Origin of the sequence: Ruegeria sp. HKCCD4884 (assembly GCF_013110855.1) — a bacterium.
Taxonomy (GTDB): domain Bacteria; phylum Pseudomonadota; class Alphaproteobacteria; order Rhodobacterales; family Rhodobacteraceae; genus Ruegeria.
Genome location: NZ_WVRJ01000003.1, coordinates 99,477 through 114,350, shown reverse-complemented (window position 1 = coordinate 114,350; position 14,874 = coordinate 99,477). Strand labels below are relative to the sequence as shown.

Annotated in this window: 12 protein-coding genes; 6 read left to right on the top strand and 6 right to left on the bottom strand. The window is 58.0% G+C overall.

The genetic code is table 11. The annotated features are described in order from the left end of the window. Window positions 1-72 precede the first annotated feature (72 nt). From GS636_RS05360 to pepN, 3 genes are all read right to left on the bottom strand, one after another. Window positions 73-1,233 carry a hypothetical protein gene (locus GS636_RS05360; protein ID WP_253762654.1) on the bottom strand — a complete coding sequence of 387 codons (1,161 nt, stop codon included), beginning with the start codon at window positions 1,231-1,233 and terminating at the stop codon, window positions 73-75. A gap of 228 nt (window positions 1,234-1,461) precedes the next feature. Next, on the bottom strand, window positions 1,462-1,890 hold the full coding sequence (locus GS636_RS05355) for a hypothetical protein (RefSeq protein WP_171668716.1): 429 nt from the start codon (window positions 1,888-1,890) through the stop codon (window positions 1,462-1,464). After that, on the bottom strand, window positions 1,887-4,439 hold the full coding sequence (gene pepN, locus GS636_RS05350) for an aminopeptidase N (RefSeq protein WP_171668715.1): 2,553 nt from the start codon (window positions 4,437-4,439) through the stop codon (window positions 1,887-1,889). The genes GS636_RS05355 and pepN overlap by 4 nt, the downstream gene beginning before the upstream one ends. A 209-nt stretch (window positions 4,440-4,648) precedes the next feature. Between pepN and GS636_RS05345 the strand changes: the two genes are divergently transcribed. The 5 genes from GS636_RS05345 (at window position 4,649) to GS636_RS05325 (ending at window position 10,153) form a co-directional block, all read left to right on the top strand. Then, on the top strand, window positions 4,649-6,784 hold the full coding sequence (locus GS636_RS05345; RefSeq protein ID WP_171668714.1) for a malate synthase G: 2,136 nt from the start codon (window positions 4,649-4,651) through the stop codon (window positions 6,782-6,784). Window positions 6,785-6,862: 78 nt separating this feature from the next. Then, window positions 6,863-7,288 (top strand): heme-binding protein, encoded by a 426-nt coding sequence (locus GS636_RS05340; protein WP_171092247.1) that lies wholly within the window; start codon window positions 6,863-6,865, stop codon window positions 7,286-7,288. A gap of 219 nt (window positions 7,289-7,507) precedes the next feature. Further along, complete coding sequence (locus tag GS636_RS05335) at window positions 7,508-8,284, top strand: gamma-glutamyl-gamma-aminobutyrate hydrolase family protein (RefSeq protein ID WP_171092245.1); 777 nt, start codon at window positions 7,508-7,510, stop codon at window positions 8,282-8,284. A 493-nt stretch (window positions 8,285-8,777) separates the two neighbouring features. Next, entirely contained in the window at window positions 8,778-9,263 is a 486-nt protein-coding gene (locus tag GS636_RS05330) for a hypothetical protein (RefSeq protein ID WP_171668713.1), read from the top strand. Window positions 9,264-9,343: 80 nt separating this feature from the next. Beyond that, entirely contained in the window at window positions 9,344-10,153 is an 810-nt protein-coding gene (locus GS636_RS05325) for an autotransporter outer membrane beta-barrel domain-containing protein (RefSeq protein WP_171184932.1), read from the top strand. 56 nt (window positions 10,154-10,209) lie between these two features. Here the strand turns inward: GS636_RS05325 and GS636_RS05320 are convergent, their stop codons facing one another. Together GS636_RS05320 and GS636_RS05315 are read right to left on the bottom strand one after the other, a co-directional pair. Continuing rightward, window positions 10,210-12,450 carry a molybdopterin cofactor-binding domain-containing protein gene (locus GS636_RS05320; protein ID WP_171668712.1) on the bottom strand — a complete coding sequence of 747 codons (2,241 nt, stop codon included), beginning with the start codon at window positions 12,448-12,450 and terminating at the stop codon, window positions 10,210-10,212. A gap of 3 nt (window positions 12,451-12,453) precedes the next feature. Then, on the bottom strand, window positions 12,454-12,918 hold the full coding sequence (locus GS636_RS05315; RefSeq protein ID WP_171092238.1) for a (2Fe-2S)-binding protein: 465 nt from the start codon (window positions 12,916-12,918) through the stop codon (window positions 12,454-12,456). 99 nt (window positions 12,919-13,017) lie between these two features. Here GS636_RS05315 and GS636_RS05310 point away from each other — a divergent pair, with 99 nt between their 5' ends. Beyond that, window positions 13,018-13,596: a TetR/AcrR family transcriptional regulator gene (locus GS636_RS05310; RefSeq protein ID WP_171668711.1), complete on the top strand. Its 579-nt coding sequence runs from the start codon at window positions 13,018-13,020 to the stop codon at window positions 13,594-13,596. Here the strand turns inward: GS636_RS05310 and kynU are convergent. After that, a complete protein-coding gene (kynU, locus tag GS636_RS05305) occupies window positions 13,589-14,782 on the bottom strand; it encodes a kynureninase (RefSeq protein ID WP_171668710.1) in 1,194 nt (397 codons plus the stop codon). The genes GS636_RS05310 and kynU overlap by 8 nt on opposite strands. Window positions 14,783-14,874 lie beyond the last annotated feature (92 nt).

The following is a 14,874-nucleotide window of genomic DNA, read 5'->3' as shown; positions in this document are numbered from 1 at the left end:
CATTTCCGCAGAAGTCTAAGCCTGCGTATTAGGCCCGGCAGGGCCTAGGGGCAAGGGGGAATCCTGACGTGTTCAGTTCTGGGAAAACTGCAGGCCGGTTGGAGTGAAGGTCACGTCCATACCACTGCGCAATTCTTCCCGGAACAGATCCGAGATCGCCCGCAAGGCATCCCGCTGGCCCCGTGCGGCAAACCGCTCGGGCGAGTTGATGCGCACCGAGTTGTTGAAGCCTGCTGTCGCGTGGGCCCAGATCAATGGGTGCAACTCGGTCAGGTGATCGCGGATCAGCCAGTTCGCAGTATCGCGCATTTGTGCGCGGAACTGGTCGGCTTGTTCGTTCCGGCCTCGTCCGTTCTGGATGGTGATTGCACAATAGGCCGACAGCATATTGATCATTTGCTGGTCGGGCCGCAGTCGCACGATGTCGCGCAAACCGTCCAGGAAATACTCGGTATCGACCCGCGCACATGCCTCTTCATCCAGTGCAATGGCGTCGAACTGAACCCAAGTGTAGCCTCCAGCACCCCAGACATCTTGGGTCCGAGCCGCTGTGCGCATCGCTTGCAATTCCAGCTCTTCATAGCTTCCGAACCACCGGGGCAACAGATGGCTGCCCATGGCGCGCATGTGCCGTTGGTTGCGTGGATCAAGCGTGATCAGGCGCTCGTATTCATCAGACACCCGCGCGTTGGCGCGGCGTTGACCGGCCAAAAGCGCGCAGCCTGCCGCAGCAATCAGCGGGCTGTCCGGGGCATCAGTCCGGCATTTGGGCAAGATCGACGCGGCCCGGTCGAAATGTGCCGCACAGCGCGAACGGTGCAAGGGCGGCAGTGCCATGTCTGACGCTGTACCACGCCACGCCCAGGCCAGATCGATATGGGCAAGTGCCACAACGGCGGCGATCATTGGGTCATCAGGATTGTCCGCCATTTCGCCTTCAAGCTCAGATATGCCTCCCAACAGGTCGTAATCCGAAATGGCTTTGCCGTCCGTCAGTGCGTGTTCCGCAGCCAGAACCACATCCGACCTTGCCCCAAACGCCAGAAGATCGGCAATTGGCATCCCGTCCGACACGGCAGCGCGATCCTGATCTGCGGTTCGCATTTCCTTGGACAGGTCGGTCCAACGATCCTGCCTGGCCAAATAGCGGCCATGTTCGATTGTGGAATGTCCGATCAGGTTTTCATTACCCGTTTGCACAACAGGAATGTTGAGTTGTCCTTGTTCAGGCAAGGCAGCCGCCAACGCAGACTTCGTCGCGCACAATTCTGGTGCGGCAGGAGCGGATGAGGCTGAGGGTTGGGCAAATATTGCCCGAAACGACCGAAACATGGCGAAACTCAAAAACTGTAAAAACACTTAACGTCTTTCAAATCTGGCGAGATATTGGGCTCAGATCAAGTTAAATGCTTAGCAGTTTTCGGTTTTTGTGTCCAATTTACCGGCAAGAGGCTCAGTGTTTCAGAAAACAGTAAAATGATGGCGCTCAACACGGAATCCGGCCTGTGTCAGGACCGGTTCAAGGTCTCGATGCCGCGGAAGCGACTCATCGGGTAAACGGATTCGTTTGCCCGAATGCAGAACGATGGAAACGCGTACCGACAAGTCCCACCGCGTGTCAAACCGGAAAAAATCAATGTCCTGCAGCAGGACCTCTGCCTGGCGCTTGCCGGTAAACCAGCGTATGGCGGTCGCATCGATCTGCACGCCGGCGCGCGTATTCTGGATCACGTCCCACACAGCTGGTAGGGTGCCCAATGCCAGCAGCCATACGATCCACCAGGCGGCATCGAACAGGACGACCAGAGCCATCAAGCCGGAATAGACCGCAGCCAGAATGACCAATGTTCGCGTGTTTCGGTTCTGGCGGGCGAATGTGAATTCAGTCATGCGCCAAGGATACGCGATACCATTTCACTGGTGTCACGCGACAAGTTCGGGGTTCCAGCAATGCGAGAAAGCTGCGCACGCATCAGGTCCTGACGGTCGGCATCATACCGTTTCCACGTTTGAAATGTCGAACACATGCGTGCAGTGGTTTGCGGATTCACTGGATCCAGTCGGATCAGCCAATCAGCCAGCAGGGCATAGCCAGCCCCGTCAGGCTGATGGAACCCGGCATGATTCATCGCTAGCGCGCCCATAACGGCGCGGAACCGGTTGGGGTTCTTCCAGTTGAAGTCGGCATGTTGTGTCAGAGATTGTGCCACGCCGGGTGTCGCCTCGGGTGCGGCCATTGTCACCTGCAGGCCAAACCATTTGTCCATAACCAGTCGGTCATGCTGCCACTGGTTGTAGAACGCAGCGAGTTCTGTTTCTCCTTTGCGCGCGCGCAACAGACAAGACAGGGCAGTCAATTGCAGGGTCATGTTATCTGCGTTGCCATACGCCTCAGCCGCCATTGCCCCGCCATCCAGTCGGGTGGTCAGCGCCAGCGCGGCGCTGCCAAGGGCGCGTTTGCCGGATTGCGCAGCGTCCGGCGCATAGGGGCCATCCACCAAGGCTTCGCTGTGTAGCCGGGGCAACAGATCCTGTACGTGCTGGGCCGTGGCCTGCCGCAGTGTCTCTACCGCAGACCAAATCTCCATCGGATCAGGGGTCTGGCCGCGCTCGTACAAGGTTGCCGCCAGCTCGGATTGCGTCGGCAGCCCAAGCATTAGGGCCCGGTAGGCTGGGTCCAATTCTCCGTCACGCAGCACGGCCAGCAGACCATCGAGGTAATCGGCATCCGGCGCGGCATCATCCTGGATCATTCGCAGCAAAGTATCCTGCGCCAGAGACCGCCCAGCCTGCCAACGGTTGAAGGGGTCGGTGTCATTTGCCAGCAGAAACGCCCGCTCGGCGTTGCTGACGTCATGCTCAAGAATAACCGGCGCTGAGAAATCACGCAGGATCGACGGTGTGGGTTTTGCGGCCAGCCCGGTGAATTGAAAGCTTTGCTCAGCTTCCGTCAGTTCCAACACTTCGGTCGGGCGGACCTCATCCCCATTTGCACCTAACAGGCCCACAGCAACCGGGATCACTTGAGTTTGCTTTTCATTTTGCCCCGGCGTCGGCTCGGTGCGCTGTTTCAACGTCAGGGTATAAATGCCGTCCGCCCAGTCTTCCGAAACGGTGACGCGTGGCGTGCCCGATTGGCTGTACCAGCGTTTGAATTGGGTCAGGTCGCGGCCTGTTGTGTCTTCAAAAACCTTGATCCAATCCTCGATGGTACAGGCCTGGCCGTCATGGCGCTCAAAATACAGGTCCAGCGCTTTGGCATAGGCGTCATCCCCGACCAAGCGTTTCAGCATTCCTATTACTTCAGCACCTTTCTCATAGACGGTCGCGGTGTAGAAGTTGTTGATCTCCTGAAAGCTCTCGGGCCGAACCGGGTGCGACAGCGGGCCGTTGTCTTCTGGGAACTGTCTTGCGCGCAGGTCTATGGCGTCGTGAATGCGTTTCACAGGGGCCGAGCGTATGTCGGATGTGAACTGCGCATCGCGGAATACCGTCAGTCCTTCTTTCAGACACAGCTGAAACCAGTCGCGGCAGGTGATGCGGTTGCCGGTCCAATTGTGGAAATACTCATGCGCGATGATCGCTTCGATGCGTTCGAAATTCGCATCGGTCGAGGTTTCGGGGCTTGCCAGAACAGCCGAGGAGTTGAAGATGTTCAGACCCTTGTTTTCCATCGCTCCCATGTTGAAATCGTCCACGGCGACAATGTTGAACACATCGAGATCGTATTCGCGGCCATAGACGTCTTCGTCCCATTTTATCGACTTTTTCAAGGCTTCCATGCCAAAGGCGCATTTGCCTTCATCGCCGGGACGAACCCACAGGTTCAGCGCGACGTCACGGCCCGACTTGGTGGTAAACTGGCCGGGGTGGGCGATTAGGTCGCCTGCAACCAGAGCAAACAGATAGGCCGGTTTTGGCCATGGGTCGGTCCATTCGGCCCAGCCGTCGCCCTTGCCCGACGGGTTGCCGTTGGACAACAGCACCGGAAGGTCTCCGTTGATGCGTACGGTAAAGGTGGACATCACGTCCGGGCGGTCGGGGTAGTAGGTGATCTTGCGAAACCCCTCTGCCTCGCATTGCGTGCAGTACATACCGTTTGACATGTAAAGCCCTTCCAGCGCGGTGTTATTGCCGGGATCGATCTCGACCTCGGCCTCCCAGATGAAGGGCGCATCCGGTACGGCAGCGGTCAGGCCCTTTTCAGTTACATCCGGCGTGATCTTTGCACCGTCAATAGCAGCGCGGATCAGCGTCAGGTCTTCCCCATGCAGAAAGAATGTTCGGTCCTTGGCATCAGGATTCGGGCGAAAGGCGACGCGCGATGTGACCCGGGTGGCATGGTCGGCAAGGTCGAAGGTCAGGTGCACGCTATCCACCAAATAACCGAACGGCGTGTAGTCCTTCAGGTAAATTGTTGTGGGGGCAGCGTCGCGCATCTCGGGCCTCGTATCCGTACTGGTTTGGCGCGACGTTAGGGGCTTCGTACAGGGGCTGCAACTGGCCTACGTCATTCGCTTGCTGATTTTAAGGCAGCTTTTTAAAGGACCGAATACTGCTAATCACTCGACAAAAGTTGCCTATCGGAAACTTTCCCCCTAAATGCACCTGAGCATACAGTGGCACACAATCGCGGGAGAGCGGAAACATGACTGGCAGACACACCCTGAACGGGCTGCAGATCGATCCGATTTTGGCAGAATTTATCGAGACGCAAGCACTGCCAGGAACCGGAGTGTCCGCGCAGCAGTTTTGGGCAGGCCTGGCGCGATTGGTGAACGAGTTGGGGCCGAAGAATCGCGACCTTCTTGCGAAACGGTCTGAAATTCAAAGCCGTATCGACGGCTGGCATATGGCCCGCAAGGGACAGGAGATTGATCCTGCCGAATACCAGACTTTCCTGAAAGAGATCGGTTATCTGGTCCCGGAAGGGGATGGGTTCCAGATCGAGACGGCAAACGTGGATCCCGAGATTGCCCTTACCCCCGGTCCCCAACTTGTTGTGCCGATCACCAATGCCCGTTTTGCCTTGAATGCTGCCAATGCCCGTTGGGGCAGTCTTTACGACGCGCTTTATGGAACTGACGCTATGGGTGATTTGCCAGCGGGCGGTGGCTATGATGCCGCGCGCGGGGCGCGTGTGATCGCATGGGCCAAAGCCTTTCTGGACGACGTCGTACCACTGGCGTCCGGGTCTTGGGCGGACGTGTCCAGCCTTACAGTGAAGGACGGAGGATTGGTTCCTGCGCTGGGCGACCCCGCGCAATTTGCTGGGTTTGGTGGTGCGGCGGACAAACCGGAATTCGTGCTGCTGAAGAACAATGGCCTGCACATCCAGATCATGATCGATCCTTCCAGTACCATTGGCGCAACCGATCCTGCTGGCATCGCGGACGTCCGGCTCGAGTCAGCGCTGTCGACGATTATGGATTGCGAGGACTCGGTGGCTTGTGTTGATGCCGCCGACAAAGTTGTCGCATACGGCAACTGGCTGGGTCTGATGAAGGGTGACCTGACCGAAGAAGTCACGAAGGGCGGCACAACCTTTACCCGTAAGCTTGCGGACGACCTGAGTTTCACCACGCCGTCGGGCGATCAGGCCACGCTGAAAGGCCGGTCGCTGATGTTGGTACGTAACGTAGGTCACCTGATGACCAACCCGGCTGTGCTGGATGCCGAAGGGCGCGAGATTGGTGAAGGGCTGATGGATGCCCTCTGCACTACGTTGATCGCCATGCACGATATGAAGCGCGAAGGCGGTAACTCGGTCGAAGGTTCGGTCTACGTCGTAAAGCCCAAGATGCACGGGCCCAAGGAAGTTGCGTTCTCGGTCGAGATTTTCGACATGGTCGAAGACATTCTTGGCTTGCCCCGCAACACCGTGAAGCTGGGCATCATGGATGAGGAACGGCGCACTTCGGCCAACCTCAAAGAATGTATTCGGGCGGCGAAGTCGCGCGTGGCGTTCATCAACACCGGGTTTTTGGACCGGACCGGGGATGAAATCCACACGTCAATGGAAGCTGGCCCAATGCTGCCCAAGGGCGATATCAAAAACACGCCTTGGATCGCGTCCTACGAGGACCGCAATGTCGACATCGGTCTGGCCTGCGGCCTGAAAGGCAAAGCACAGATTGGCAAGGGCATGTGGGCGATGCCGGATCGCATGGGCGACATGCTGGACGCCAAGATCGGCCACCCGATGTCTGGCGCAACTTGCGCCTGGGTGCCGTCGCCGACCGCCGCGACATTGCACGCGACGCATTATCACAAGGTTGATGTGCTTGCGCGCCAGGATGAACTGGCTGCCGGAGGTGCGCGCGGTACGCTGGATGACCTGCTGACCATTCCACTGCTGGATGGTCGGAATTTAAGCGACGATGAAATCACTCGTGAGATCGAAAACAACGCTCAGGGCATTCTGGGCTATGTGGTGCGCTGGGTCGATCAGGGCGTGGGTTGCTCCAAGGTGCCGGACATCAACGACATCGGCCTCATGGAAGACCGCGCAACCTGCCGGATTTCGTCTCAGGCGCTGGCCAATTGGCTGCACCATGGCGTCGTAGGCGAAGCGCAGGTAATGGCCGCGATGCAGAAAATGGCGGCTGTTGTGGATCGTCAGAACGATAGCGACCCCAGCTATAAGCCTATGGCGCCAAGCTTTGACGGCATCGCCTTTCAGGCAGCCTGCGATCTGGTGTTCAAGGGGCGGGTGCAGCCTTCCGGCTATACCGAGCCGGTTCTGCACGCCCGTCGTCTGGAGTTGAAGGCAAGCCAGGTGTAAGCGGTTCGGGTCGGGGCAAGGGGTATGTCTACCCCTTGTTTTCCAAAGAAGATTTTATCCAAATGAAAGGGATCAGGGATGGCTATTTCTTTGCGCAAGGCGCGCACCATCATTCGTAAGGCTCTCGAGAAGGGGCGCGAGATGGAGTTGAAGCCTCTGTCCGCTGTGGTTCTGGACGCGGGCGGTCATGTTATCGCCTTCGAACGTGAAGACGGTGCCGCCCCGGGTCGTTTCGCGATTGCGCATGGCAAGGCCTACGGCTCGGTCATGTTGGGCATGGCCGGGACCGCGCAGATGCAACGCGCCGAGGCGCAGGCCTATTTCATGGCCGCAGTGAATGGCGTCTATGGCGGGCAGGTTGTGCCGGTTCCAGGTGGTGTTCTGTTACGCGACCGAAAAGGCGCTGTCATCGGGGCTGTCGGAGTAACAGGTGACACTTCGGACAATGATGCGATTGCCGCAATGGCTGGAATTGAGGCAGCCGGTTTGATTGGTGAGATTTAAGTCTCCGCTTGGTTTGTCCTGCCAATGCCAAAACTTTGGAATTATTTCCCGGTTGATAGATTTTCTCGGGAAATAATTCCATACAAAATGACTTTTGAGGGATTGTATTGTGCACCCCTGAACACGTCCCTGCGCTGTCATGCAGGGCGTGTATTCTTGCACGTCTGAGAGGCTGCCGCTAGCTTCCATGTTAAGCAATGGAGCAACAAGGAAAGCGGAATGTCTCGTCCTGTCGTCGGTATCATCGGCAACTCGTATCTCATGAATGACCAATACCCGACACATGCGGGTGGGACGATGAACTCGGACGCGGTTGCCAATGTGTCGGGATGTCTGCCGCTGCTGATCCCTGCGGACCCGCGCTATGTGACGGTTGATGAGTTGCTGTCGGTATGCGACGGCTTCCTGCTGACCGGCGGACGCCCGAATGTTCATCCAGAAGAATACGGCGAACCCGAAACCGAAGCGCATGGAGAGTTCGACCGGGCACGCGACGCCATCACCCTGCCACTGGTTCGGGCTTGTGTGGAACGTGGGCAGCCCTTTATGGGCATTTGCCGCGGGTTTCAGGAGGTCAACGTGGCGATGGGTGGAACACTGTATCCCGAAATTCGCGATCTACCGGGCCGGATGAATCATCGGATGCCGCCCGACGGTACGCTGGAAGAGAAGTTTGCGCTGCGACATGTGGTGACACTGGATGAGGGCGGAGTGTTCCATAAAGTGTTTGGCGCGACCGAGGTCATGACCAACACCCTACATGGGCAGGGCATCAAGACCATTGGCGAACGCGTCGTCATCGAAGGTCACGCCCCTGATGGCACGCCCGAGGCGATCTTTATCAAGGACGCGCCTGGTTTTACGCTGTCTGTTCAGTGGCACCCGGAATGGGATGCCATCAACGACCCGGTGTCGCGCCCTCTGTTCGAGGCTTTTGGAAACGCTGTCCGGGTTTGGAATCGTGGTGGTTGTACTGCGATCAAGCAATCCGCTTAACTGTACTTGCCCGCTGGTCTCTTGAGTCACGTCACTGCATCGCAACATTCAAATATTTATTTCTGAGGTCCGTCGAATAACCTTTTGAGCTAACCAGCGGGTCTGAGAGCCTGTCGCTGTTGACATGAAACAGGGCAGGATCGAGCGATGAGCGAGTCAACCCAAAGGCGAAGAGGCCGGACAAGGCTGCTTGCGGGAACATTGATAGTGTTTTCCGGTTTCGCGGCTGAGGCGGTCGCGCAGCAATGTGGCTCTCTGGGAGAATTGTTCTATATTGGGCGCACGCCCGACTCATCCTCTTCGGTGTGGTTGTCGGCGACAGAGCAAGGCGACTATCGCCTCGAAGCTGCGCAACGGAACACAACAGTAGACACCTGGACCAAGTCCCGTCGAGGTGTTCATCTAAGCTTTTCGCCCTTTGTTTCGAATGGAAACGGTGGAGTGCACCGGTTGTTTGCAGTTGGCGGAGCACCTAATGGCCGGGATTGCCTGATTGATACGCAAAATCAACAACGAAACTGGAGCTTGCCCGGTGGCGGTGGTGGCTCTGGTGGCGGTGGTGGTTCTGGTGGATCCGGCGGCGGCTTTGGCGGCGGCGGTGGTTCTGGCGGTTCCGGAGGTGGTTTTGGAGGCGGCGGTGGTTCTGGCGGTTCCGGAGGTGGTTTTGGAGGCGGCGGTGGCTCTGGCGGTTCCGGAGGTGGTTTTGGTGGTGGCGGCGGTTCTGGTGGATCCGGCGGCGGCTTTGGCGGCGGCGGTGGTTCTGGCGGTTCCGGAGGTGGTTTTGGAGGCGGCGGTGGTTCTGGCGGTTCCGGAGGTGGTTTTGGTGGTGGCGGCGGTTCTGGTGGATCCGGCGGCGGCTTTGGCGGTGGCGGCGGTTCTGGCGGGACCGGTGGTGGTTTTGGTGGAGGTGGAGCAACGGCTACCTTGCCTCATACGCAACCCCAAGGTGATTCTGCAGGGGCATATGCTGTCGGCGTAGAGTGCGTTGACGCAGCGACAGGTAAACTCGACGCGGCACTTTGTGATCCCACTGTAACAGCGCCCCTCGCAGGCCCTCCTTTGACAGAGGGCCGTGATCTTGCACCGCCATCCACTTGGAATGTGTGGACAGACTTCACCTATACCGAAATCGAAGACACGCGCGGGGTCACTGAAGTCGACGTAAACGACAATTATTTTGCGGCAGGTTTCGACAGGCTTGTCACGCCGGACTTGGTCATTGGATTTCAGGTTGAATACGAAGACCTTGATGTCGAAGGGTTCCAGGGCCAGTTCAGACAAGACACCAAAGGGTTGGCCGTCGGGCCATATTTTGCCTGGCGTATGTCCGAGAGGTGGGTGCTGAACGGGTTGGCGACTGTTGGAGAGTTTTCAACGGATGCAAACGTCTTGGGATTGACTGGTGATTTTGATCGCACGCGTTGGCGTGCCAATCTGGAAGCTGTTGGCCAATATGAGGCCGGGCGATTCCTGCTGCGCCCGTCGGTTGCCTTTGACTACTACAATTACAGCGCGGAAGACTATGATCTGAGCGGTAGTTTGGCAGGGGTTCCGGTAAACATCATTGGTGAAGTTGCTTCTGCGACTTACAGCGCCTTGACGCCTGAGTTGGAAGTTAGCAGGCCATTTGTCACGTCACGATCGATTGTATCTCCATTCGCGACGCTAAGCGCAACGTACTGGTTGGACCGTGACAATATTGGCATTGGCGGGGGATCACAGACTGATTTGACCTGGGCCACACGCGTCGGGGTTCGCGGACGCGCAAGTGAAGCCGTCTTTTTCGAAGCAACGCTGGGTTATCTGAGTTTGTTCGAGGATGATCTGGACGCAACGGAAGCGTCGATTTTCCTTTCAGTCAATTTCTGATGCTAAGTGCAAAAAGTAAAAACGCCGGCTCATGTCACTGAGCCGGCGTTTTGTGATCAAACCAGAAGGTTGAACTGGTTGATCAGCGGCAGGCTGCGGGCGCGTTCTCCGGTCAGATCAAACAGGGCATTTCCGAGCGCGGGCATCGAGGGGGGCGTGCCGGGCTCTCCTGCGCCACCCATGTGGCGGTTGGTCTCGAGAACGCGCACCTCGACCTGCGGGGTCGTGTGCATGCGCATGGCGTCATAGTCAGGGAAGTTGAACTGCTCGGCTTCACCGTCTGCAAAGGTGATCTCGCCGTAACATGCAGCGGACAGGCCATAGATCATACCGCCGAACATCTGCGCCTTGACGTTGTCAGGATCCAGCGCCAGCCCCATGTCGCAGGCGATCCAAGCCTTGTTGATGCGGATGGTGCCGTCCTCGTCGACGACCTCGATCACTTGTGCCACGGGTGTGCCAAAGCTGTAGGCAAAGGCGACACCCCGGCCTACGCCATCAGGCGTTTTGCCGGTCCAGCCCGACATCTCTTTCACGGCTTCAAGACATCCGGCAGACGGGGCGTGTTCGGGTTTCATCAGTTCAAGCCGGAACTCCAGCGGATCGCGCCCAGCTGCATGGGCCATTTCATCCATGAAGGTTTCATGGAAGAAACCATTGTGGCTGTTGCCGACCGAGCGCCAAAAGCCCACCGGGACGGCCAGATCCGCGACATGACCACTCATCCGATAGTTCGGCACGGCGTAGGGTTGGTTAAAGAACCCTTCGACCAGCACCTTGTCGGGGCCGCCACCGGGGAAGCCGGTGTAGCGTTCAACCGCCTGCTGGGTTGGGGATTGCGAAGCAACCTTGCCGTCGATCAGAACGGCTTTGCCGTCGTGAACCGCGCCGCGCATCCGGGCAATGGCCCCGGGGCGGTAAAAATCATGGCGCATGTCTTCTTCACGGCTCCAGGTCGTTTGAACCGGCGTGCCGGGCAAGGCCATGGCAACCTTGGTAGCGATTTCACCAAAGTCCAGTTCGCCCCGGCGACCAAATCCGCCACCCAGATAGGTGGTGTGAATCTGCACTGCCTCGGTGTCCAGATTGGCGGTGTTCGCGACGCGGAACTGAATCAGGGTCGGGGCCTGATTGCCGCACCACAGCTCCACTGTGTTTCCGGTATATAGCGCGGTGGCATTCATCGGCTCCATCGTGGCGTGGGCCAGATAGGGCACTTGGTATTCAGCGGTGACTTCCGTCGCGCCCTCGGGGGTCACGCTGACATCGCCATCGTCGCGCATGGTCGAATTCGGCGCGTTGTCAAACGCCTCGGCTATCTTGGCAAAGATACCGTCGGTGTCCGGCGGGTAGGGCGCATCGCCCCAGTCAACGTCGATGGCCTCAACCGCCTGGTTTGCCAACCAGGTGTTGTTGGCGATCACGGCCACACCTGTACCCAGATCGACAATTTTCTCGACCCCCGGCATGGATTTTGCAGTGCTGTCATCAAAGCCATTCATCGCGCCGCCCAGTTTGGGGTTCATGCGCACGGCCGCGAATTTCATGCCCGGCAGGCGGACATCAACGCCGAATTCGGCGGTGCCGGTAACCTTGCCAACCATGTCCAGACGCGGTTGCGTCCGGCCCAGATAGCGCCATTCGGACGGATCGCGCAGAGACACTTCAACCGGTTCCAATCCAGCCGCATCTTCGGCAAGTTCGGAATAGGCGATCTTGTCGCCGTTGGGTGCAATAACATGGCCCGAGGCTGTTTGCAGGTCAGAAGGGTCAACGCCTAACCGGTCTGCGGCCGCACGTTTCAGCGTTTCGCGCGCCGAAGCACCTGCTTGCCGCATCCGCTCGAACCCGTCTTTCATCGAGGTCGAACCACCGGTGACCTGCAGGCTCAGCGTCTTGCCCAGAACACCCAGTGCCTCACCCAGATTGTGCTGGAAATTCGAGATGTCATAACCCTTGTTGGGCAATCCTTCGCCCACCAGGGCGGAGTTGTAATAGGCCGCTGCCGCCGGGCCATGCAGAACGGTGATCTGATCCAGATCGACGTCAAGTTCCTCGGCGATCAGCGCGGCCCATGTGGTTTTCACGCCCTGACCCATTTCAGCGCGGGGGGCGAACAGGGTGACGCCATTCTGGTCGATCAGCACAAACGGGTTCAACGCCGCTTCACCTTCGCCGGGTTTCAACGGGTTGGCGGCTGGACGGGTGACGTAATACGCGCCAAAGGCTACGCCACCAACAATTGCGGCAGAGCCGATCAGGAACGTGCGGCGGAGGATCTTACCAACTTTACCCATGACTTACGCCTCCTTCAGCTTGCCAGCGGCATCGTGAATCGCTGCACGAATTCGGGGGTATGTTCCACAGCGGCAGAGGTTGCCCTGCATCGCGTCGTCAATGTCAGTATCGGTGGGCGAAGGGTTTTCTGCCAGCAAGGCGGCAGCCTGCATGATCTGTCCAGACTGGCAGTAGCCGCATTGCGCAACCTGATGATCGACCCAGGCTTGTTGAAGCGCGGACAATGCGTCCGGTGCACCAATGCCTTCGATTGTGGTCACGTCGCCCCAAACATCCGACAACGCGACCTGACAGGACCGCACGGCCTCGCCGTCGATATGAACGGTACATGCTCCGCAGGCGGCAACGCCGCAGCCGAATTTGGTGCCGGTCAACCCGACCTCATCCCGCAGAACCCAGAGCAGGGGGACGTCATCAGGCAAGTCTACCTGATGTTGTTTTCCATTGATCTTAAGGGCCGTCGCCATGGCGCACCTCTCGTTGCTGTGGCTGGTTTCTGACATAATTAGCGAAAAGTGTCAGGGTGTCAATTGACAATTTAATCAAAAAGTGTCAGTTCTTCAGACATGAAAGACACGACTGACGATTCACGGCAAAAGGCGATCCTGAACTCGGCGTTTCAAGCCTTTTCTACGTACGGGTATCGCAAGACCTCGATGGACGATATTGCGCGCGGTGCGGGGATGTCCCGGCCTGCAGTCTATCTGCACTACAAAAACAAAGAGGCAATCGTCAGCAAGCTGACAGAGTTATACTATGCCGAAAAAACCGTCGCTGTGGCGCAGGCACTGGCGACACAAGGATCGGTGCCCGAGGTGTTGATCCGCGCGATACAGGCTCAGACGGACGGGATGGCGAAAATTCTGGCCTCGCCACATGGGCTTGAAATACTGGATAACACCAAATCTCTGTCTTCTGAAATCATCGCGGCGGGTGAGGCAAAGCTGGCGGGACTATACGCAGACTGGCTGACGCAGCAGGAACAGGCGGGCCGCGTGCGCCTGCTGGCTGACGCGGCCGAGACCGGACGAACGATCGCGGCCACGCTCAAGGGGCTAAAGCTGATCGGTGCAGGGGCAGAGGTCTACGAACAGCAGGTGGCGCAGGTTGCCGCCCTTTTTGGTGCGGGGCTTGAGGTCAGGTAACGCGCTGACGAACCTTGTATTCAGGCGTGTCCCACAGCTTGTTCTGCATGACATCGGTCAGAATCTCGGTTGCCTTGATCACATCGCCTTCGTCGATATAGAGCGGCGTGAAGCCAAACCGCATGATATCTGGCGCACGGAAGTCGCCGATCACGCCACGCGCGATCAGGGCCTGCATTGCGGCATAGCCTTCCTCGAAACGGAATGAGACCTGACTGCCACGTAACTCTGGTGTGCGTGGGCTGGCCAGTTTCAACTCGGGGCAGGTTGCCTCAACACGGCTGATGAATAACTCGGTCAATTCAATGGACTTTGCCCGGACATCGGTCATTTCTGCCATATCCCATATATCCATGGCCGCGGACAACGCCGTCATTTGGATCACGGGGGGCGTGCCCACGCGCATGCGTTCGATCCCGTTGCCGGGGCGATAGTCCAGATCAAAGGCAAACGGGGCTTCGTGTCCAAGCCAACCGGACAGGGCAGGTCGCACTGTTTCCGCCAGTCGTGGCGCGACATAGATAAAGGCCGGGGCACCGGGACCGCCGTTGAGGTATTTATATGTGCAACCCACAGCAAAGTCGGCATTGCAGCCTGCAAGATCGACCGGAATTGCCCCGGCCGAATGTGCCAGATCCCATACGGTGACGACGCCATTGGCATGAGCCAATTCGGTCAGGGCTTTCATGTCATGCATTCTGCCCGATCGGTAATCCACTTCGGTCAGCATCAAGACCGCTATCTCTTCCGTGATAGCAGCGGCCACGTCCTCGGGATCTACAACGCGCAGTTCATACTCTTCACCCAGCGAACGCAGCAGACCGTCGGCCATGTACAGGTCAGATGGGAAATTGCCATTGTCTGACAGAACCACTTTGCGCGTGGGGTTAAGCTCAAGCGCGGCGGCGACGGCCTGATACACTTTGATCGACAAGGTGTCGCCTGTGACAACACTGCCCTGTTCGGCACCGATCAGACGTCCGATGCGGTCGCCCAGCCCGGTGGGTAATCCCATCCAACCGGCCTTGTTCCAACCGGTAATCAACATCTGCCCCCACTCATCTGTCAGCATCTCCTGTACGCGCGAGGTCGCTGATTTAGGCAGAGGCCCAAGAGAGTTGCCGTCAAGATAAAGGATACCTTCGGGTAGAGAGAACATGGCTTTGGTTGCGGCGAAATCGGTCATGAAAGCTCGTTTTTTGTGTTTGTCTGTCGCTGTTTGCCCTCGGGCGTACCCGATCCAAACTAACCTGTCCACTGATGCGACATCGTGGGGTT